Raw genomic sequence first — 20,018 nt, forward strand, 5'->3', positions numbered from 1 at the left:
GGTTGGGGTGAGGGTGCGTTTGCTGGAGTCGTGGGGCTGTCTTTCGAGTTGGGGCTTATGTTGTTGCCTTGATTGCAGCTGAGGGGTGCACTCTGAGCAGACGTACCCTCATCCGGCCCTTCGGGCCACCTTCTCCCGAGGGGAGAAGGGAATGTCCGATGGTGGAAGGGTGCATGGTTGTGCTCGTTTGTTGCGCGATGTTGCGCCGCGTTGGTCGGTTAGGCTTGGTCACCAACCTGGGAGGGTGCACGGTGAAGCGAACGATTGCGTGGTCGGTGGTGGGGGTTCTGGGGGTTTGGGGTGCTGCGACTGAAACGGTGTTGGCATCTGTAGCAACAGCAGCAACAGCAACAACGCCGATTCCGGCGCCAGCATCGACGGCATCTGAATCCACGCCCGCATCGAAGGCGGTAGAAGCTGCAGTTGCGGATGCTGCTGTTCCGCCAGCCGCCGCCGGTGCACTACGCGTTTACACCTCTGCCCAAGGCGCAACGCAGCAGATGCGTGTCAGCACTGTCGATGCGCCCAGGGCCGGGCATGCGTTGACCGAGAAGGAGAACTCCATCTTCGTCAATCCGCAGCGGCGCTTCCAGGAGGTGCTGGGCATCGGCGGGGCGATCACCGACGCCAGTGCCGAGACCTTCGCCAAGCTGCCCAAGCCTGCGCAGCGCGCCTTGCTCACTGCCTACTACGACCCACAAAAGGGCATCGGCTATACGCTGGCGCGCACCACCATCCACAGCTCGGATTTCAGCAGCGGCAGCTACACCTACATCAAGGAAGGCGATGCGGCGCTGAAGAGCTTTTCGGTGAGGCACGATCAGCGTTATCGCATCCCGATGCTGCGCCAGGCCATTGCGGCGGCCGGCGGCAAGTTGACGACATTTGCCAGCCCGTGGAGCGCGCCGGCGTTCATGAAAGACAGCAATAACATGCTCAAGGGCGGCAAGTTGCTGCCCGCGTATGCCCAGGCCTGGGCCACCTACTACACGCGCTTTATTGCGGCCTACGAGAAGGCCGGCATCCCGATCTGGGGCATCAGCCTGCAGAACGAGCCGATGGCGGTGCAGACCTGGGAGTCGATGGTGTTTTCCGCTGAGGAAGAGCGCGACTTTCTGAAGAACCACCTCGGCCCGACGATGGAGCAGGCCGGCTATGGCGACCGCAAGATCATCGTGTGGGACCACAACCGCGACATGATGCTGCACCGCGCGCATGTGATCTTCGACGATCCGGAAGCGGCGAAATACGCGTGGGGTATGGGCTTCCACTGGTACGAGACCTGGGCCGGGTTCGCGCCGATGGTGGAGAACGTGGCGGCGGTGGCACAGGCGTACCCGGACAAGCCGCTACTGCTGACCGAAGCGGCGGTGGAAAAGTTCGACCCGGCAAAGTTGCAGTACTGGCCCAATGGCGAGCGCTATGGCACCGCCATCATCAACGATCTCAATCATGGTGCAGTGGGCTGGACCGACTGGAACATCCTGCTCGACCAGCACGGCGGGCCGAACCACGTGGGCAATTATTGCTTTGCGCCGGTGCATGCCGACACGCGCACCGGTGAGGTGACTTACACGCCGAGCTATTGGTATATCGGCCACTTTTCCAAGTTCATCCGCCCCGGTGCGCGGCGGGTGAGTGCAGCCAGTAGCCGCAGCAATCTGGCAACGACGTCCTTTCTCAACACCGATGGCAGCCTGGCGACGGTGGTGATGAATGCCAGCGATGTGGCGATCCGTTACAACCTGTACGTGGGCGATGCATCGAGTGAGCTGGAGATCCCCGCGCATGCGATCCAGACGGTGGTGATGACGCAGTAAGCGCGCGGCCGTGGGCGGAGCGTTGGTGGGGTTGCGTACCCTCATCCGCCCTTCGGGCACCTTGTCCCGGTGTGAGAAGGGAGCTTCGCATGATCGAAGCCGTCTTTGCTTAGCTGGTCGAACTACCTTGCGGTTCGGTGTTGCTGATGCATCAGCATTCGAGACTGCAGCCAATACCAACGTAGAAAACCCCGCCGACCGCTGCGCGTGCAGCGATCGTCAGGGCTCTGGTGGCGTGACGCTGGAAGTGCGCTTTAAGCTAACTCAGGACAGCAACAAGCCACCGGTGGCACCAAACACTTCGCCGGTGACATAGCTGGATTCCTGCGAGGCCAGGATCACGTACAGCGGCGCCATTTCCACCGGCTGGCCGGCACGCTTGAGCGGGGTTTCCGAGCCGAACTCGGGAATCTTTTCCGGCGGCTGGCCACCGCTGGGTTGCAACGGGGTCCACACCGGGCCGGGGGCGACGGCGTTGACGCGGATGCCCTTCTCGGCGACCTGCTGAGCCAGGCCCTTGGTGAAGTTGACGATGGCCGCCTTGGTGGACGCGTAGTCCAGCAGCGTCGGCGAGGGCTGGTAGGACTGGATCGACCCGGTGTTGATGATGGATGCGCCCGGCGGCAGGTGCGGGATGGCCGCCTTGCACAGCCAGAACATCGCGTACACGTTGGTCTTGTAGGTGGCGTCGAACTGCTCAGTGGTGATGTCAGCGATGTCTTTCATCGCGGTCTGCTTGCCGGCGATATTGACCAGCAGATCCAGCCCACCGAGTTCCTTGACCGCGCGTGCGACCAACTGGTTGCAGAAAGCCTCATCCTTGAGATCACCAGGGATGCTGATCGCCTTGCGGCCTTCGGCCTCGATCAACTTCACCACCTCCGCAGCGTCCTGTTCTTCTTCCGGCAGGTAGTTCAGCACGATGTCCGCGCCTTCGCGCGCATAGGCGATTGCAGTGGCGCGGCCGATGCCCGAGTCGGCGCCGGTGATCAGCGCCTTGCGGCCCTTCAGGCGGCCGAAGCCCTGGTAGCTCTGCTCGCCGTGGTCGGCCTTGGGCTGCAATGCATGGATGGTGCCCGGCGCTTCCTGGGTCTGCTCGGGGAACTTGGGCTGCGGAAACTGGGTGAGCGGGTTCTGCATTTCGTACTGGTTCTTGGTGCTGGACATGCGCTGGCTCCTGCAGTGGGGGATGGCAGGGCCGCAGCGTGCTGCGGCCGATGCGGAGCAGTCTGGAAACCACGGCGATGCGTGCGGGTGAACGAATGTTGTGCATGATGTGAACGCGCCACGCAGATGGCGTGCGTGCGGTGCTGCTGCGCCGTGCACGCAGGCCGCGACCGGGAGGACCGCAATGCAGTGTGTAGGGATCGATGGCGCCGGCAGCGGCTGGCTGGCGGTGTGGCAGGCCGGCGATGGATTGCAGTTTGCCGGCTACCCCACGGTGGCCGCGGTGGCGAGCGCATTCGGGGACGTTGCTGTGCTGGGCGTGGATATCCCGATCGGTCTGAGCGAGCACGCGCCACGCGCCGCGGATGTGCAGGCGCGGCGCTTTGTGGGTGGGCGCCGCGCATGCAGCATCTTTGCCGCGCCATTGCGTGGCATGCTGCATGCACCCACGCAGGTGGACGCCTCTGCGTTGCATCGGGTGCTGGACCACGACGGGCAGCGTGGCTTTGGCGTGCAGTCGTTTGCGCTGCTGTCGAAGATTCGCGCCTGGGACGATGCCTTGCGCACCGATCCGCCGTGGGCGGAGCGCGTGTTCGAGGTGCACCCGGAAGTGTCGTTCGCCGTGCTAGCCGGCGGGCACGGCTTGGCGGCGGGCAAGAAGAGCAGCGCGGGCCACCAACAGCGCGCCGCCTTGCTGGGCCAGTGCTATGGCGCCAGGCAGGTGGCCGCGTTGCTGGAGCGCGTGCCGCGTGCGCTGGCCAAGCCGGACGATGTGCTGGATGCCCTGGTTGCCTGCTGGAGCGCGCAGCGCATTGCCGCGGGCACCGCCGGCAGCCTGCCGGCGGTGGTGGAGCGCGATGCCTGCGGGCTACGCATGGGCATCCACTACTGACTCAGCGCGTCTGCGTCGACATCGAATACGGCCGCTGCGCCGGATCGGTGGCCCATTGCGTGTTCGGCGTGGCCTGCATGCGGAAGCGCAACTCGCCGCCGGCCTGGATTTCTTCATGCGTGAGGTAGGCGCGGGTCAGCGGCTGGCCGTTGAGGGTGACGCTGCCGACGTAGCTGCGCGCCTTGCTCAGGCCATCGGCAATCACGCTGAAGCGCTTGCCATTGGGCAGCTTGAGCGTGGCGCGCGGCAGGAACGGGCGGCCGATGATGTACTGGTTGCTGCCCGGTGCTACCGGATAAAAACCCAGCGTGGTGAACACGTACCACGCCGACATCTGGCCAAGGTCATCATTGCCGGCCAGGCCTTCGGGGCCGGCGTGATACTGGGTGTCCATGATCTGGGTCAGCCGCGCCTGGGTGCGCCAGGGCTGGCCGGCGTAGGCGTACAGATAGGCGACGTGGTGGCTGGGTTCGTTGCCGTGCGCATACCAGCCGATCAGGCCGGTGATGTCTTCCATATGCGCGAATACCTTGGGGTCGACCTTGGCATCGAACACTGCATCCAGGCGCGCCAGCAGTTTGTCGTCGCCGCCATGTGCGGCGGCAAGCCCTGCGACGTCCTGCGGCACATACCAGGAGTACTGCCAGGCATTGCCTTCGGTGTAGTCGCTGCCGTAGCCGCTGGCCGAGGGGTCGAACGGCGCGCGGAAGTTGCCGGCACGGGTGCGTGCACGCATGTAGCCTGTAGCGGGATCGAAGGCGTGTTTCCAGTTACTAGCGCGCTTGCTGAATTCTGCGGCGATGGCGGGCTTGCCGAGTTTGTCGGCCATGCGCGCGATGGTCCAGTCGTCGAAGGCGTATTCCAGCGTCTTGGAGGCGGCTTCGCCTTCTTCGTCGATGGGCACGTAGCCCAGCTCGCGGTACTGCGCGATACCGTCGTAGGGGCCGTAGTTGGCGCTGGCGACCATGGCATCGAGCGCTTCGTTGGCATCGAAGCCGCCGATGCCTTTCATGTAGGCGTCGGCGATGACCGGCACGGCGTGGTAGCCGATCATGCACCAGGTTTCCAGGCCGTGGAATGCCCAGACGGGCAGGATGCCGTAGGCGCTCTCGCGGCGCGAGGCGAGCAAGGAATTGACCATGTCGCTGCTGCGTTGCGGCGGCTGCACCAGGGTCAGCAGCGGATGCAGGGCGCGGTAGGTGTCCCAGAGCGAGAAGGTGGAATAGTTGGTCCAGCCACGCGCCTGATGCACGGCGTTGTCCGGCCCGCGGTACTGGCCATCGCTGTCCATGAACAGGGTGGGGCCGAGCAGGGTGTGATACAGCGCGGTGTAGAGCTGGGTGCGTTGTTGCGGCGTGCCTTGCGCGTCGATCGCCGACAGCGCCTGTGTCCATTGCGCGCGCGCATCGGCGCGCACGCGGTCGAAATCGAAGCCCGGCACCTCCGCGTCGAGATTGGCGATGGCGCCGGCCTCGCTGACCGGCGACAGCGCAACCTTGACCACCAGCGGCGTGCCATCGTTGGCGACATCGAACACGCCGACCAGCTGGCGGCCTTCGATCTGTGCGCGCTGCGCGGGGTTCTTCTCGCCTGGCGGCGGAAAGCCCTTGTATGGGACGTCCTGCTCGGTGTCGTGCAATTGGGTGGCGGTGAGCGGGCGGGAGAAGCGCATGGCGAAGTACAGCTGGCGGCCGGGTGCCCAGCCGCGGGTTTCGCGAAAGCCGGTCACGGTGCCATCGCCGCGTACGCGCAGCCGCGACCACTGCACCTTGCCGGGGTAGTCGTACAGGCTGGTGCGCAGGTCCACCAGTACATGCGCCGGCGTGCCCTTGGGGAAGGTGTAGCGATGCACACCCACGCGCGCACTGGCGGTGAGTTCTGCGCGGATGTTGCGGTCTTTCAAGGTCACCGCGTAATAGCCGGGTTGCGCCTGCTCGCTGGCATGGTCGAACTGCGCGGTGTAGCCGCTACCCGGCGTGGAGGCGTCGCCGCGTTCGAGTTTGACCTGGCCGGTCTGCGGCATCAGCAGCACATCGCCCAGGTCCGAATGTCCGGAGCCGGAAAAGTGCGTGTGCGAGAAGCCGACAATCGTGGTGTCGCCATGCCGGTAACCGGCGGCCCAGCCATAGGCCTCCTTGCGCGGCTTGATCTGCGTGTCCGGGCTCAGCTGCACCATGCCGAACGGCAGCGTGGCGCCGGGATAGGTGTGGCCTTCGCCACCGGTGCCGATCAACGGGTCGACCGCGCTGAAGCTCGCGTCGTCCGCGTGTGGCGCCGCGCTGCCGGCAAAGCTGACGCAGGCGGCAAGCAGCGCCAGCCAACGCAGGGGAGAGAAGGCGATTGAGCGATGCTGCATGCGAACGGTTCCAGGCGGATGCAGCGCCGGACCGTAGCACAGCTGTCGGGCCTGATCGCATGACATCCATGCCTGCATCGTTGAGCTCGCTAACCCGTGGGGGGGCGGGCGCCGGTGATGCGGGTGCCCGTCTTGGAGAGGTTGCCGACGTTGCGCGCAGGAGACAGCGGATGCGCAGATCGGTCGCCTTTCTGCACGGAACGAGCGCAATGCCAGCAGCTGCGAGAGAGCGTGCGAATGCGGGGCAACGGCTGCGGGCGATCGTAATGGCAGGCTGCTGAAATCGCGCAAACCGTCCGCATATCACCCGGATGGATCTGTTCGATACTCCCACCGCGCCCGTGCAGCTGCTGCACGATACGCAGGGCGGCGTGCGCTACTGGCCGCAGCTGCTGGCGCCTGCCGTGGCACAGCAGTGCTTTGCCGCGTTGCGCCAGGCGACCGACTGGCGCAGCCAGCGCCGCGAGATGTATGACCGTGTGGTGGAGGTGCCGCGCCTGCTGGCATCGTATCGGCTGGACGCACCGCTGCCGCCCGGGCTGCCGCTGCAGGCGCTGCTCGATGCGGTGCAGGCGGTGTTGCCCGCGCCGTACAACGCGGTGGGCCTGAATCTGTATCGCGATGGCCGCGACAGCGTGGCGATGCATCACGACAAGCTGCAGACGTTGCTGGCGCCGTATCCGATCGCATTGGTGTCGCTGGGTGCGACGCGGCGGATGCAGCTGCGCGCAAAGGACGGCAATACGCGTGCGATCGGTGTGGAACTGGCGCCCGGCAGCCTGCTGGCGATGAGCCATGCCTCGCAACTGAGCCACGAGCACGGCATCGCCAAGACCGCGCGTGCGGTGGGCGAGCGCATCAGCGTGGTGTTTCGGGTGCGCCCGGCCGAGCGCATGGCCGCCGGGCAGCACGGGCCGCACTGGGAGCCGGCACAAGCGGAGCGTGGCTGACAAGGCGTGGTGTGGCTTCGTCGGCACGGTGCGGAGCAATCCGGAGTCTCCCGGGCAACAGGAGCGACGGAATCACACGAGTGCCGCGTACCAGCTGCGGGCCCAGTGCCGTGTTCGCTTGGCCGCCAGCGCAGCAGCTACGTCGGCCACCTTCTGCGCGTACGGTTGCGGCTGATTGTGCCGATGATTGTGCCGATCACCGCTGGTGAGCGTGCGGTACCGCTGGCAGCCGCGTGAGGTGTTTTGCCTGTGCAAACACCGCACTGGTGCGCGCGCCGGTGCTGCTCGTGCATGCGCTCTGTCGCGCACGGCATGGCCCGTTCGGGTGATTGCCATCACCCTCACGGCTGGCCATGCTTGCATGTACTCCCCCCTCAGCGTCGCCACTCCATGTCCCTGGCCGATACCCGCCACCATCAGATGTTCCCCGAGCTGGACTCGGGCCAATTGGCGATCACGCGGCGGTTTGCCAGCGGGCCGGCGCAGCGTTTTGATGCGGGCGAGATCGTCTTCGACGTGGGCGATGCGCACGCGCCGGTGTGGGTGGTGCTGGAAGGCGCTATCGAAGTGGTGCGGCGCGACGGGTTGGGCAACGAAAAGCCGATCACCTTGCAGACGCCGGGCCAGTTCACCGGCGAGGTCAGCCAGCTGGCCGGGCGCGCGTCGCTGGCCGGTGGGCGGGCCGGGCCGCAGGGCTGCCTGGCGCTGCCGTTCGACACCGCGCATCTGCGCGCGCTGATGATCAGCTCGGCCGAAGTGGGCGAGGTGGTGATGCGTGCGTTGATCCTGCGCCGCGTCGGCCTGATCGAAGGCGATGCCTCCGGCTCGGTGTTGATCGGCGAGCCGGACGATCCGCATCTGACCCGTTTGCAGGGTTTTCTGACCCGTAACGGTTACCCGAACACGGTGATCGATGCCTCCGACGAGGAAGGCCGCGCGTTGGTGCAGCGCTTCGGCATCCAGGAGCAGGAACTGCCGGTGATGGTGTGCCCGAGCGGGCGGGTGCTGCGCCAGCCCAGCGATGCCGAAGCGGCGCATTGCCTGGGCATGACGCCGGACATCGACCCGGACAAGCGCTACGACGTGGCCATCGTCGGCGCCGGCCCGGCCGGTCTGGCGACGGCGGTGTATGCGGCCTCCGAAGGCCTGTCGGTGCTGGTGCTGGACCAGCGCGCCATCGGCGGCCAGGCCGGCGCCTCGGCACGCATCGAAAACTATCTTGGCTTTCCGACCGGCATTTCCGGCCAGGCGCTGGCCGGGCGCGCCTATAACCAGGCGCTGAAATTCGGCGCCGAACTGGCGATTCCGATCGAGGCCGGTACGCTGGAATGCGGGCGCGACGATGGTGCGCTGAAGCTGGATCTGGCCGACGGCAAGCAGCTGCTGGCCAGCACCGTGGTGGTTGCCTCCGGGGCGCGTTACCGGCGCCCGGAGATCGACGGACTGGAGCGTTTCGAAGGCCATGGCGTGTCGTACTGGGCCTCGCCGGTGGAAGCGCGGCTGTGCGAGGGCGGCGTGGTGGCGCTGGTGGGCGGCGGCAATTCCGCCGGCCAGGCCGTGGCGTTTCTGGCACCGCGGGTGAAGGAACTGCACCTGATCATTCGCGGCGAAGGGCTGGAATCGTCGATGTCGCAATACCTGATCGACCGCATCGCCGTGCTGCCGAACGTGCAGCTGCATACCGGCACCGAAGTGTCGGCGCTGGAAGGCGACCCGGAGCGCGGCCTGCAGGCGGCGGTGTTGCGCACGCGCGCCGATGGGCAGACCACACGGGTGGAATTGCGGCACCTGTTCCTGTTCGTCGGCGCCGACCCCAACACCGGCTGGCTGCAGCAGTGCGTGGAGACCGATGCGCGTGGCTTCGTCGTCACCGGCAACGCACGCGGCGATGGCGTGCCGGCCTGCCTGCCGCTGGAAACCAATCGCCCCGGCGTGTTCGCCATCGGCGATGTGCGGGCCGGCTCGGTCAAGCGCGTGGCCGCGGCGGTGGGCGAGGGCGCGGCGGTCGTCGCGCAGATCCATCAATACCTGGCACACCAGGCCAACCCGGTGCCGGCATCCGAACTTGTCAGTGCCTCACAGGAGTCCACCACCTCCTGAGCGACCAGTGCACACATACCGCGCAGATCAGCGAGGTCACGCCCAGCGCACGTGGCTGCGAAGACTGTCTGGCCATCGACAGCACCTGGGTGCATCTGCGCCTGTGCCGCAGCTGCGGCCATGTGGGGTGCTGCGATGATTCGCCGCACAAGCACGCCACGGCGCACTATCACGCCACAAGCCATCCCATCATCGAAGGCTACGACCCGCCCGAAGGCTGGGGCTGGTGCTATGTGGACGAGGTGGAAGTGGAGTTGCCGGACCAGACGCCGCAGCTGGGGCCGATACCGCGGTATGTGTGAGGCGGCGCGGTGGTTTGGCGGGGTGTGGATGGGGTTGGGCGCCGCTGGGAATCGGGATTGGGGAATCGGGAATCGTAAAAGCGGCTTGCGTGCTGTTTGATTTGGTCGGGCGGGGATTCTGTGTGGGGCGATGGCAAGTCTGCTGAGGGAGGCGGTTCGCTTGTTTCGTGGCGCCCACTTACTCCGGCCAGTGCACCTGCGGTAGTTCGCCGATTGTTGGGCGGGCGAACAGATAGCCTTGCTGCAGGTGGATGCCCATGTCGCGCAGGGTGCGGTATTCGTCCGGGTGTTCGATGCCTTCGGCGATGACGGCGATGCCGAGTTCTTCGCACATGCGGGTGGTGTGGCGGACGATGGCCTGGCGGCTGCGGTCGGCGTCGATGCCGCGCACCAGGGCGATGTCCAGCTTGAGCAGGTCCGGCTGGAAATCGGCCAGCAGGCCGAGGCCGGAATAGCCGGCGCCGAAGTCGTCGATGGCGGTCTTCAGGCCGCGCGCCTGGTAGGTGCGCATGATGTCGAGCAGATGCGCCGGCTCGGCCAGGTGTTCCTGTTCGCTGACCTCGAAGATGATGGCGTCCAGCGGCCAGCCGTACTGCGCAGTGGCCGAGAGCGTGGCGCGCAGGCAGTGTTCGGGGTTGTAGACCGCGTTGGGCATGAAGTTGATCGACAACAGGGCCGGCAGCGCGATCTGCGCGGCGCATTCGATCGCCTTGATGCGGCAGGCCTGGTCGAAGGCGTAGCGGTTGCGCTCATCCACGGCGGCCAGGATGCTGCCGGCCGATTCGCCGTTGACGCCGCGCACCAGCGCCTCACCGGCATAGATGCTGCGGGTGGACACGTCCACGATCGGCTGGAACGCCATGGTGATGGCGGTGGGAAAGTCCTGGCCGTCGCGGCAGGCGTTGCAAACGGGGAGCGTGGGCATGGCTGAGCAATCGTGCGGCGTGGAGGTAGCCTAGCGGTATCGGCCGCAACAGCGCGTCATTGAGTCTGCACACGCATCCTCGCGCCATCCTCACCTGGGGCGTCACCGGGCTCGGCGATAATGCGCCATTCCCCGCATCGGACGCCCCATGACCGCTCTCACCGAACGTTACGCCCTGGCCGTGGATTACGCGCGCATCGCCCATGCCGGGCAGGTACGCAAGGGCACGCAGATTCCGTATCTGAGCCATTTGCTGGGCGTGTCCACGCTGGTGCTGGAATGCGGCGGCGACGAAGAGCAGGCCATCGCCGGGCTGCTGCACGATGTGGTGGAAGACTGCGGCGGCGGTCATGAGGCCTCGATCCGCGCGCAGTTCGGCGATGCGGTGGCCGACATCGTGATGGCGTGCACCGATGCCACCGCCGAAGACAAGGCCGAGGTGGACAACACCGCCAGCGCGCGCAAACGCGATTGGCGCGAGCGCAAGCTGGCCTACCTGGAGCACCTGCGCAACACGCCCGAGCGCGCCTTGCTGGTGTCCGGCTGCGACAAGCTCTATAACGCGCGCACCATCGTGCAGGACCTGGAAAACCCCGACGTGGGGCAGGACATCTTCAACGTGTTCACCGCCGGGCGCGCCGGCACCTTGTGGTACTACGGCGAGCTTGAGGAGATCTTCCGCACGCGTGGCGCGGCGACTGCACGGCTGTTCAGTGGTGTGGTGGCGCGCATGCAGGCGCTGGCGGAGACCGGCGAGCAGCCGGTGCCGGCGCACGCGCTGGGGTGATTGCGTTGTAGAGCGGCTGGTTGGTGAGTTGGCTGCAGGGCCCTTGCCCGCCCACCGTCGCGGGACACGCCGCAAGTACGTCCGTGTAGGCTCTTACGCGGCATCCATGCCGCGTAAGGTCCCGCGACGGTGGGCGGGCAAGGACCTGTCGAGATGGCCGGTGTGTGTGGTTTTCGATAAGGCAACCGACTGAGTTTCTGGTGAGGTGTTCTCGCCGCGCTCTTGACGCTGTGGGTTTGCTGCAGGGCCCTTGCCCGCCCACCCTCGCAGGACACGCCGCAAGTACGTCCATGTAGGCTCTTACGCGGCATCCCTGCCGCGTAAGGTCCCGCGACGGTGGGCGGACAAGGACCAGTTGAGTTGGCCGGCGCGCATGGTTTTCAACAAAGCAGCAGGCAACTGTCTTGTGCGGTGTCCTCGCGACTTGCGGGACCGTGTGGTGGCATGGATGCCGCCATCTAGCCCCCACGAACGGGTTTACGGCATAGCCCGCGAGCGGTGAGGGCGCCGCGCCTTCGACGGATGCATTCCAGGGTGATCAGCGGGTTGCTTGATTGAAGCACCGCAGGACTCGCTGTCAACACTGACACCGGCTGTATGCGGCACGCGGTAGGCTGGCGCATTGTCGAATGTCGGTGTGTCACTCATGTCCAGCGCAGCGTCGTCTTCCTCCGGCCTGGTGCGCGTGCGCGGTGCGCGCGAGCACAACCTCAAGAACGTGGACGTGGACATCCCGCGCGACGCGCTGGTGGTGTTCACCGGGGTGTCCGGCTCAGGCAAGTCGTCGCTGGCGTTCGGTACCGTATTTGCCGAAGCGCAGCGGCGTTACCTGGATTCGATCTCGCCGTATGCGCGGCGCCTGATCGACCAGGTCGGCGTGCCGGAAGTGGATTCCATCGAAGGCCTGCCGCCGGCGGTGGCCTTGCAGCAGGCGCGCGGCGCGCCGAGTGCGCGCTCGTCGGTGGGCAGCGTCACCACCATCTCCAATTCCCTGCGCATGCTGTATTCGCGTGCGGGCAGCTACCCGCCGGGGCAGGACATCATCTACGCCGACGGCTTTTCGCCCAATACCCCGGCCGGGGCCTGCCCCACCTGCCATGGCCTGGGGCGGATCTACGATGCGACCGAGGCGACCATGGTGCTGGATCCCACGCTGAGCATCCGCGATCGCGCGGTTGCCGCCTGGCCCGGTGCCTGGCATGGCCAGAACCAGCGCGACATCCTCACCACGCTGGGCCACGACGTCGACCTGCCGTGGCACAAGCTGCCGAAGAAGACCCGCGACTGGATCCTCTACACCGACGAGCAACCGGTGGTGCCGGTGTACGCCGGCTACAGCCTGGACGAGGCCAGACGCGCGCTGCGCCGCAAGGAAGAGCCCAGCTACATGGGCACCTTCACCAGTGCGCGGCGCTACGTGCTGCACACCTTTGCCACCACGCAGAGCGCGCAGATGAAAAAGCGCGTGGCGCAGTACCTGATCAGCACGCTGTGCCCGCAGTGCGACGGCAAGCGGCTGCGCCGCGAGGCGCTGTCGGTGACCTTCGCCGGCCTGGACATCGGCGAGCTGTCGCGGCGGCCGCTGGACGAGGTGGCCGACCTGCTGCGCCCGGCTGCGGAAGGTGCCGGTGGCAAGCGCATTGACAAGCGTAAGCAGGCCGACACGCATCCCGAGCAGGCGATCGCCGCGCAACGCATCGCCGCCGACCTGCGCGCGCGGATCGAGGTGGTGCAGGCGCTGGGCCTGGGCTATCTCAGCCTGGAGCGCAGCACGCCGACGCTGTCGCCGGGCGAGCTGCAACGGCTGCGGCTGGCCACGCAGATCCGCTCGCAGTTGTTCGGCGTGGTGTATGTGATGGACGAGCCATCGGCGGGCCTGCATCCGGCCGATGCGCAGGCCTTGCTGGGCGCGCTGGATCAGCTCAAGGCCGCCGGCAATTCGGTATTCGTGGTCGAACACGAAGTGGATGTGATCCGCCACGCCGACTGGATCGTCGACGTCGGCCCGGCTGCCGGCGTGCACGGCGGGCAGGTGCTGTACAGCGGCCCGCCCGCGGGACTGGAGCAGGTGGAGGCCTCGTCCACGCGCCGTTACCTGTTCGGCACCCCGCCGCAGGTGCACAGCCATGCGCGTGCAGCCACCGGCTGGCTGCAGTTGCGCGGCATCACCCGCAACAATGTGCGCGAGCTGGATGTGGACCTGCCGCTGGGTGTGTTCACCACCGTGACCGGTGTATCCGGCTCGGGCAAGTCGTCGCTGGTGAGCCAGGCATTGGTGGAGTTGCTGGCCGCCCATCTTGGACAAACCCAGGCAGAGGAAGACGAAGCGCTGGACCCGCTGGAGCGCGGCACGCAGGTGCCGCTGGGTGGTGCGATCGTCGGCGGGCTCGACCAGGTGCGCCGCCTGGTGCGGGTGGACCAGAAACCGATCGGCCGCACGCCACGCTCCAATCTGGCCACCTACACCGGCCTGTTCGATCCGGTGCGCAAGTTGTTCGCCGCCACACCGGCCGCGCGCCGCCGCCGTTACGACCCGGGGCAGTTTTCGTTCAACGTCGCCAAGGGCCGCTGCGCCACCTGCGAGGGCGAGGGCTCGGTGCATGTGGAATTGCTGTTCATGCCCAGCGTGTACGCGCCATGCCCCAGCTGCCACGGCGCGCGCTACAACGCCAAGACCCTGGAGATCGCGCTGCGGGGTCACAACATCGCGCAGGTGTTGGCGATGACCGTGGACCAGGCCGCCAGCTTCTTTGCCGACGACCCCAGTGTGCTGCGCCCGTTGCAGGTATTGCGCGAAGTGGGGCTGGGCTATCTGCGGCTCGGCCAGCCGGCCACCGAGCTGTCCGGCGGCGAGGCGCAGCGCATCAAGCTGGCCACCGAGCTGCAACGCGCGCAGCGGCGCGACACCGTGTACGTGCTGGACGAGCCGACTACCGGCCTGCATCCGGCCGATGTGGATACCTTGATGCGTCAGCTGCAAGGCCTGGTGGAGGCCGGCAATACGGTGATCGTGGTCGAGCACGACATGCGCGTGGCCGCCAGCAGCGACTGGGTGCTGGACATGGGCCCGGGCGCGGGCGGCGCGGGTGGCGCTGTCGTGGCGGCGGGTGCGCCGGAGGCGGTTGCGCGGCAGCGTGGCAGCCGCACTGCGCCGTTCCTTGCAGAGGTGTTGCGCGGAAATACGATCGGCTGACAAATCTTTCGAAGGTTGTAGCGATGGCGTCAGCATGTTGGCCAGACGCGCCTTCGATGACGCGTGAATCGATGTCGGCATGGCAGCGAGTTGCTCGCGTCGAAGAACTGATCAGACCGCACTGCATCGCATCGCAGGGCACGGCATCACCGCTCCTGACCACGCACACCGACCAACTCGACGGGTCCTTGCCCACCCACCGTCGCGGGACCTTACGCGGCATGGATGCCGCGTAAGAGCCTACAGGGACGTACTTGCGGCGTGTCCTGCGATGGTGGGTGGGCAAGGGCCCCGCAGCAGACCCGCAGATCGTCCGCTGTAAAACCGGGGCAGACGCACCGTCCAATCTCTCAAGACCCAGTCCCCTCTCAAGACGACCGAGAGCGTGAGCGCAATGGGGATGTGTTCCCGAGCCAACCTGGGCGCGATGCCTTCTGCGTGAGCGAGACACGCCCCATATCCATCCCCTGAGCTGAGCCATTCCGATTGCGGCTGGCGCTCATCCCATCAATTCAAAACTCGCAGATACGCCCTCGGCCTCTGCAGAGGGCGCCACCCAGAGATCGAATACGCCAGGCTCTACCGTCGGCTTCAATGCCTGGCCGATAAACAGCAGGTCCTCACGGCGCAGCACGAACTCCACCACCGCGCTGCCGCCCGCCGGCACCGCCAGCTTGCGGAAGTCCTTCAGCTCGCGCACCGGGCGGGTGATGCTGGCGCTGCGGTCGCGGATGTAGAGCTGCGCCACTTCCTCGGCATCGCGCGTGCCGCGGTTGTGGATGCGCGCGCTGATGCGCAGGCTGCCGGCCGCCGCCATGCGTGCATCGCTCAAGCGCAACTCGCCGTATTCGATGCGGCCATAGGTCAGGCCGTGTCCGAACGGAAACAACGCGGCATTGGGCGCGGTGCGGTAGCGGGTCTTGAACGGTTGCAAGGCATCCGGGCGCGGGTCGGCACGGCCGCTGGGCTTGTGCGCATAGCTGTAGGGCACCTGCCCGGCGGTGTGCGGAAAACTCACCGGCAGGCGCCCGGACGGACCGTGCGCGCCAAACAGGATGTCCGCCAGCGCGGCGCCCGATGCCGAGCCCAGGAACCAGCCGACCAGGATCGCCGGCGCCTTGAGCACCGGGCCATCGATCACCAGCGCACGGCCGTTGCTGAGCACCACCACCACCGGTGTGCCGGTGGCTGCCACTGCAGCCAGCAGCGCTTGCTGCACGGCGGGAATGACGATCTCGCTGCGCGACTGCGCTTCGCCGGAGTAGCGCATCGGCTCGCCGATCGCCAGCACTGCCACATCCGCGGACGCCGCTGCGGTGACGGCCGCCTGCACGCCGCCGGGCAGGCCATGTTCGAAGTCGCAGCCTTCCACCACCTGCAGGCTGCCCGGGTTGCCCAGCCGCGCGCGCACTGAGGTGGCCAGGTCGTTGCCGCTGTCGTCGCCGCCGAACAGCGTCCATGGGCCGGCGCTGTCGGTCCAGTTGCGTGCCATCGGCCCGATCAGCGCGATGCGTTGCCCCTGCGTCTTCAGTGGCAGCAGCTCGCCATCGTTCTTGAGCAGCACGATGGATTTGCGCGCCGCCTCGCGCGCCAGTGCCAGGCTGTCCGGGCGCCGCTGCCGCGCCTGTGCGCGTGCCGGCACGATGCGCAGGAATGGATTGTCGAACAATCCAAGCTCGGCCTTGAACTGCAGCACGCGCCGCACCGAGGCATCCAGCTGCGCCATCGTCACGTCGCCGGCGGCCACCAGTGCCGGCAGATGCTGCAGGTACAGCCCGCTCTGCATGCTGATGTCCACACCGGCCAGGAACGCCAGCCTGGTCGCCTCGCGCGCATCGCTGGCAAACCCGTGCCCGATCAATTCCAGGTCGCCGGTGTAGTCGGACACCACCAGGCCACGGTAGTCCCACTCGCCGCGCAATACCTCGCCCAGCAACCAGCGATTGGCGGTGGCAGGGATGCCGGCGATCTCGTTGAAGGCCACCATCGTGGTCACTGCGCCGGCATCGAAGGCAGCCTGGAACGGCGGGAAATAGACTTCGCGCAGGCTGCGCTCTGAGATGTCGACGGTGTTGTAGTCCAGCCCCGCCTCGGCGGCGCCATAGGCCGCGAAATGCTTGGGGCAGGCCGCAAGTGCATCGGCATGATCCAGGCCCTCGCCCTGGAAGCCGCGCACGCGGGCCTGCGCAAAACGCCGGCCGAGCAGCACGTCTTCGCCGCTGCCTTCCACGCCGCGCCCCCAGCGCGCATCGCGCGCGATATCCACCATCGGCGCGAAGGTCCAGTCGATGCCGACCGCACTGGCCTCCAATGCGGCCGCACGCGCGGTGCGTTGCGCCAGCGCCGGCTCGAAGCTGGCGGCCTCGGCCAGCGGCACCGGAAACACCGTGGTGAACCCGTGGATCACATCGGCGGCAAACAGCAGCGGAATCTGCAGGCGGCTCTGCAGCGCGGCCTGTTGCAGTTGCTGATGCCACAGCACATTGGAGCCATTGAAGATGCCGCCCACCCGCCCGGCACGCGCGGCGGCAAGCTGGCCCTCGGCCGTGGGCACGGTATTGATCGGATTGGCCGCTGCGGCCGCATCGGTCTGCTGCGCCGAACCGGACAGCGTCAGCTGGCCGGCTTTTTCCTCCACGCTCATGCGCGCGATCAACGCATCGATAAAGGCCGGCGCCGCGGCCGCACGACGCGGCAGCGCAACTCCCAGCGGTACCTGTGCCAACACTGCTGCCGAGGCGGTGCCCAGCAGCAACCCGCGACGCGTGATCCCTTTCCGCATGCCCGCCATCCCCGTCTGTCCAGGCCAGACGCTAACGGATCGCCAGCGAAAAGCCGTGATGCGCTGCACGATGGGTGCCGGGCGGGCGGTCTCGGCAACGATGGCGACAGCACAGCGCCTTCACCGTTTCCGCACTAGCGTGCGCCATCGATCAACGGCGGTCAGGACACACGATGCTGGACGTGGAAACACGCGTGCGCTTTTACGAAATGATGCACCTGGACATGCCGTGGTGGGAGTTCGTGCTGCGTGCGGTAGCGGTCTATACCGTGGTCCTGCTGTTGACGCGCATGACCGGCAAGCGCGCGCTGGGCCAATCCACGCCGTTCGACGTGCTGCTCATCGTGCTGCTGGGAACCGCGGTGCAGAACTCGTTGATCGGCAAGGACGTCTCGCTGCTGGGCGGCATGATCCTGGCGGCCACCTTGCTGGTGTTGAACTGGCTGGTGGGCATGGCCACCGCGCGCAGCCGGCGGATCGATACCTGGGTGCAGGGCACCCCGGCGCTGCTGGCGCGTGGCGGTGAGATCTACTGGAGGGAACTGGTCCGCCACAACGTCAGCTACGCCGATTTCGAAGTGGCAAAACGCAAGGCCGATTGCCGCGACGATGCCGATATCGACATGGCGATCCTGGAGACCTCCGGGGAGATCAGCATTCTGAAAAAGCGCTAGCGCGCCGGCAGGCCGGCGTGCATGCCGGCGGTGCCGCCGCACCAGCGTGGCAGCCAGCCTGGCGCATGCGCTTCACTGCGTGGCGACCCGCGGATTAGCGGGCCTTGCAGAACAACGACAGGTCCACCGACTCGGCCATGCGCTGGTAACCGGCATCGTTGGGATGCAGGAAGTCGCGGGTCAGCGCGGCGGGTAGCCACTCCGGCCTGGCCGGGTCGCGCAGCGCGGCGTCGAAGTCGATCACCGCATCGAATGCCTGCCCGTCGCGGATGAAGCCGTTGAGCGTCTGGCGCGTGGCTGCCGCCACCGGTTCGTAGCGGTCGGAGTTGCCGAACGGGGTCAGCGTGGCGCCGATCACGGCGATGCCGTGTTGCTGCAGCCGGGTCACGATCTGGCGATATCCCAGCACCATGTCGGCGGCATTGCGGCCGGCAATCGCATCCGGCGGACCGCTGTGGCGGATGTCGTTGATGCCTTCGAACAGGATCACCTGGTCCACGCCGGGCAGTGCCAGCACGTCGCGATCCAGCCGCGCCAGCGCGCTGGGGCTGCGGCCGTCGTCGAGCAGCTTGTTGCCGCTGATGCCGGCGTTGAGCACCACCACGCTGCCGGGGCAACGCTGCTCCAGCCGCCTGGCCAGCAGGGCCGGCCAATCGCCATTGGCGCCGCGCGTGGCGGTGGCGCCTTCGGTGATCGAATCGCCCAGCGCCACCACCACCGTCTGGCGTGGGTGCGGCGCTTGCACGTAAAGGGCGGAGATGACGTTCTGGCGATACGCCAACGCCTTGCTGTCCGGCACCTCGGCCTGGCCCTTGACCACCCGCACCGCCGTGCGGCGTACCGCCGGGCGCGCCGGCGTGGGGAAATACAGGCTGACCGCCACCTCGCCCAATGCCGGTGCACGCAGCGGCACCGGGTCGCTGAGCAGCACGCCACCGGGCGGCACGGTCACGCTGGCGCGCCCGTCAAAGCGCAGCGGTTGCGCGCCCCCGCCGCCGCCGAGCAGGCGCGCGGTGCCCGCAGCGATGGTCAGCGGTGCGGTGCCCAGCTCGTTGCTGATGCGCACGCGCAGGGCCACTGCCGCGCTGCCCAGGCGCATGTCCTGGCGCACCGTTTCATCGGCAAATTGCAGCGGCGTGTCGGCACCGCCGTCGAGCCGGTCCGGCGTTGCCGAAGCGATCCAGGCCGGCACCCAGCGTGGCGCGGGGTGCGCCGTGGCCGGGCCTGCCAGCACCACACTCAGTGTCGCAGTCATCATCCATCGCCAGCGCATGCGCAGGACTCCTTTGTCGGTCAGGAAAAGAACACGCCGCCGTTGACGTCCAGGTTGGCGCCATTGATGAAGCTGGCCGCATCCGATGCCAGGTACAACGCCGCATCGGCGGCTTCCTCCGGGCGGCCTTCGCGCCGCAGCGGGGTGGCATTGGCGACGAAGGCACGCACTTCCGGCTTGGTGAAGTCGTCATGGAAGCGGGTGGAGATCATGCCGCAGCACAATGCGTTGACGCGGATGCCGCGCGGGCCCAGTTCCTTGGCCATCGCACGCGAGAAGGTCATCACCGCCGCCTTGGCGGTGGCGTAGATGGCCGCGCCCGGCCCGCCGCCATCGCGCCCGGCAAGCGAGGCGAAATTGACGATCGCACCGCCTTCGCGCATATGCGGCGCCACCGCCTGGGTGGTCAGGTAGACCGATTTGAGGTTGAGGTCCATCACCTGATGGAAGAAGGCCTCGTCGATGTCGGCCAGCGGCTTGCGCGCCAGCATGCCGCCGGCCACGTTGATCAGCACGTCGATGTGCTGGCCGAAGGCGGTGCGCGTGGCGGTCAGCAGGCCGGCCACGGCGGTGGCATCGGTGACGTCGGCGCGGTGCAGGATGCCCTGGCCGCCGGCAGCCTGCAGCTGTGCCAGGGTGTCGCGCGCGCTGGCGTCGTCGTTGGCGTAGTTGATGCAGACCTTGGCGCCGGCCGCGGCCAGCTTGAGCGAGATGGCGCGGCCGATATCGCGGCCACCGCCGGTGACGATGGCGACCTTGTCGTGGAAGTGCATGCGGGTGTGTCCTGTTGGTGTGGG

At 67.2% G+C, this 20,018-nt stretch carries 14 protein-coding genes; 8 read left to right on the forward strand and 6 right to left on the reverse strand.

The features are described 5' to 3' along the window. Positions 1 to 263: 263 nt before the first annotated feature. Positions 264 to 1,820, forward strand: a complete 1,557-nt coding sequence (locus AC06DU_RS05680) for a glycoside hydrolase family 30 protein (RefSeq protein ID WP_478204369.1) — start codon at positions 264 to 266, stop codon at positions 1,818 to 1,820. 264 nt (positions 1,821 to 2,084) lie between these two features. Here the strand turns inward: AC06DU_RS05680 and AC06DU_RS05685 are convergent, their stop codons facing one another. Beyond that, the gene (locus tag AC06DU_RS05685; protein WP_039565280.1) at positions 2,085 to 2,987 is read right to left on the reverse strand and encodes an SDR family oxidoreductase; all 903 of its coding nucleotides are present in this window, start codon (positions 2,985 to 2,987) and stop codon (positions 2,085 to 2,087) included. 184 nt (positions 2,988 to 3,171) lie between these two features. On the opposite strand from AC06DU_RS05685, the gene AC06DU_RS05690 reads away from it, so the two are divergent. Further along, the gene (locus tag AC06DU_RS05690; protein WP_478203763.1) at positions 3,172 to 3,879 is read left to right on the forward strand and encodes a DUF429 domain-containing protein; all 708 of its coding nucleotides are present in this window, start codon (positions 3,172 to 3,174) and stop codon (positions 3,877 to 3,879) included. Position 3,880: 1 nt separating this feature from the next. Here AC06DU_RS05690 and AC06DU_RS05695 read toward each other — a convergent pair whose 3' ends face one another. Further along, positions 3,881 to 6,235 (reverse strand): GH92 family glycosyl hydrolase, encoded by a 2,355-nt coding sequence (locus AC06DU_RS05695; protein WP_478203764.1) that lies wholly within the window; start codon positions 6,233 to 6,235, stop codon positions 3,881 to 3,883. Between the two features lie 311 nt (positions 6,236 to 6,546). Between AC06DU_RS05695 and AC06DU_RS05700 the strand changes: the two genes are divergently transcribed. From AC06DU_RS05700 to AC06DU_RS05710, 3 genes are all read left to right on the forward strand, one after another. Next, positions 6,547 to 7,185, forward strand: coding sequence for an alpha-ketoglutarate-dependent dioxygenase AlkB family protein (locus AC06DU_RS05700; RefSeq protein ID WP_478203765.1), 639 nt, complete (start codon positions 6,547 to 6,549; stop codon positions 7,183 to 7,185). Positions 7,186 to 7,575: 390 nt separating this feature from the next. Beyond that, positions 7,576 to 9,285: an FAD-dependent oxidoreductase gene (locus tag AC06DU_RS05705; protein ID WP_104624201.1), complete on the forward strand. Its 1,710-nt coding sequence runs from the start codon at positions 7,576 to 7,578 to the stop codon at positions 9,283 to 9,285. Beyond that, on the forward strand, positions 9,282 to 9,587 hold the full coding sequence (locus tag AC06DU_RS05710; protein WP_016904212.1) for a UBP-type zinc finger domain-containing protein: 306 nt from the start codon (positions 9,282 to 9,284) through the stop codon (positions 9,585 to 9,587). Before AC06DU_RS05705 ends, AC06DU_RS05710 begins: the two co-directional genes overlap by 4 nt. Before the next feature lie 178 nt (positions 9,588 to 9,765). Here AC06DU_RS05710 and AC06DU_RS05715 read toward each other — a convergent pair whose 3' ends face one another. Next, positions 9,766 to 10,512: an EAL domain-containing protein gene (locus AC06DU_RS05715; protein ID WP_024938629.1), complete on the reverse strand. Its 747-nt coding sequence runs from the start codon at positions 10,510 to 10,512 to the stop codon at positions 9,766 to 9,768. A gap of 148 nt (positions 10,513 to 10,660) precedes the next feature. Between AC06DU_RS05715 and AC06DU_RS05720 the strand changes: the two genes are divergently transcribed. Both AC06DU_RS05720 and AC06DU_RS05725 read left to right on the forward strand, forming a co-directional pair. Continuing rightward, entirely contained in the window at positions 10,661 to 11,299 is a 639-nt protein-coding gene (locus tag AC06DU_RS05720) for an HD domain-containing protein (RefSeq protein WP_016904210.1), read from the forward strand. 646 nt (positions 11,300 to 11,945) lie between these two features. Beyond that, positions 11,946 to 14,492 carry an excinuclease ABC subunit UvrA gene (locus AC06DU_RS05725; RefSeq protein WP_478203767.1) on the forward strand — a complete coding sequence of 849 codons (2,547 nt, stop codon included), beginning with the start codon at positions 11,946 to 11,948 and terminating at the stop codon, positions 14,490 to 14,492. 499 nt (positions 14,493 to 14,991) lie between these two features. On the opposite strand, the gene AC06DU_RS05730 is transcribed toward AC06DU_RS05725, so the two are convergent. Next, entirely contained in the window at positions 14,992 to 17,274 is a 2,283-nt protein-coding gene (locus AC06DU_RS05730) for a glycoside hydrolase family 3 N-terminal domain-containing protein (RefSeq protein ID WP_478203768.1), read from the reverse strand. 173 nt (positions 17,275 to 17,447) lie between these two features. Between AC06DU_RS05730 and AC06DU_RS05735 the strand changes: the two genes are divergently transcribed. Beyond that, positions 17,448 to 17,948 (forward strand): DUF421 domain-containing protein, encoded by a 501-nt coding sequence (locus AC06DU_RS05735; protein WP_047124153.1) that lies wholly within the window; start codon positions 17,448 to 17,450, stop codon positions 17,946 to 17,948. Between the two features lie 94 nt (positions 17,949 to 18,042). Here the strand turns inward: AC06DU_RS05735 and AC06DU_RS05740 are convergent, their stop codons facing one another. Continuing rightward, positions 18,043 to 19,206 (reverse strand): SGNH/GDSL hydrolase family protein, encoded by a 1,164-nt coding sequence (locus AC06DU_RS05740; RefSeq protein WP_104560783.1) that lies wholly within the window; start codon positions 19,204 to 19,206, stop codon positions 18,043 to 18,045. A 35-nt stretch (positions 19,207 to 19,241) separates the two neighbouring features. Next, positions 19,242 to 19,994, reverse strand: coding sequence for an SDR family NAD(P)-dependent oxidoreductase (locus AC06DU_RS05745; protein ID WP_024938633.1), 753 nt, complete (start codon positions 19,992 to 19,994; stop codon positions 19,242 to 19,244). Positions 19,995 to 20,018: the final 24 nt, after the last annotated feature.

The organism is Xanthomonas sp. NCPPB 3200 (assembly GCF_056393585.1).

What these genes read in the sequence shown, in the direction of transcription:
- AC06DU_RS05685 (WP_039565280.1), bottom strand. Translation starts at nt 2,987, where the DNA reads ATGTCCAGCACCAAGAACCAGTACGAAATGCAGAACCCGCTCACCCAG.
- AC06DU_RS05690 (WP_478203763.1), top strand. Translation starts at nt 3,172, where the DNA reads ATGCAGTGTGTAGGGATCGATGGCGCCGGCAGCGGCTGGCTGGCGGTG.
- AC06DU_RS05695 (WP_478203764.1), bottom strand. Translation starts at nt 6,235, where the DNA reads ATGCAGCATCGCTCAATCGCCTTCTCTCCCCTGCGTTGGCTGGCGCTG.
- AC06DU_RS05700 (WP_478203765.1), top strand. Translation starts at nt 6,547, where the DNA reads ATGGATCTGTTCGATACTCCCACCGCGCCCGTGCAGCTGCTGCACGAT.
- AC06DU_RS05705 (WP_104624201.1), top strand. Translation starts at nt 7,576, where the DNA reads ATGTCCCTGGCCGATACCCGCCACCATCAGATGTTCCCCGAGCTGGAC.
- AC06DU_RS05715 (WP_024938629.1), bottom strand. Translation starts at nt 10,512, where the DNA reads ATGCCCACGCTCCCCGTTTGCAACGCCTGCCGCGACGGCCAGGACTTT.
- AC06DU_RS05720 (WP_016904210.1), top strand. Translation starts at nt 10,661, where the DNA reads ATGACCGCTCTCACCGAACGTTACGCCCTGGCCGTGGATTACGCGCGC.
- AC06DU_RS05725 (WP_478203767.1), top strand. Translation starts at nt 11,946, where the DNA reads ATGTCCAGCGCAGCGTCGTCTTCCTCCGGCCTGGTGCGCGTGCGCGGT.
- AC06DU_RS05730 (WP_478203768.1), bottom strand. Translation starts at nt 17,274, where the DNA reads ATGCGGAAAGGGATCACGCGTCGCGGGTTGCTGCTGGGCACCGCCTCG.
- AC06DU_RS05735 (WP_047124153.1), top strand. Translation starts at nt 17,448, where the DNA reads ATGCTGGACGTGGAAACACGCGTGCGCTTTTACGAAATGATGCACCTG.
- AC06DU_RS05740 (WP_104560783.1), bottom strand. Translation starts at nt 19,206, where the DNA reads ATGATGACTGCGACACTGAGTGTGGTGCTGGCAGGCCCGGCCACGGCG.
- AC06DU_RS05745 (WP_024938633.1), bottom strand. Translation starts at nt 19,994, where the DNA reads ATGCACTTCCACGACAAGGTCGCCATCGTCACCGGCGGTGGCCGCGAT.